Genomic DNA, 270 nt, shown 5'->3' with positions numbered 1-270 from the left:
ACTTCGAGCCCGCTCACGCCGGGCCGCGTCGCGACCTGCGCGACTTTCTCGAACATGATCACGAACGGCGAGCGCGCGAGCATCTCCTTCTGCATCGCCTGATACCGTTGCGCGCGTTGCGCGGCGGTCGGCTCGGCGAGGGCGGCGTCGGTCTCCTTCGTGAATTGCGGAATGTCCCAGCTGTTGCGCCAGGCGAGCATTTTATAGCTCGACTTGTCGGAGTTGTCGGGGTTCCATGCAAAACCCTGCGCGTTGCTGTGCGGATCGATG

Annotated in this window: 1 pseudogene; it reads right to left on the bottom strand. The window is 63.7% G+C overall.

The features are described from left to right. Positions 1-270, bottom strand: a pseudogene (locus tag SB751_RS30825) (ABC transporter substrate-binding protein); the annotation flags it as partial.

It is taken from the genome of Cupriavidus sp. SIMBA_020, assembly GCF_046535395.1.
In the GTDB taxonomy this organism is placed as follows: Bacteria; Pseudomonadota; Gammaproteobacteria; order Burkholderiales; family Burkholderiaceae; genus Cupriavidus; species Cupriavidus campinensis.
Note: the sequence above shows the minus strand (reverse complement) of the source record. Positions and strands in the feature narration are given on the sequence as shown.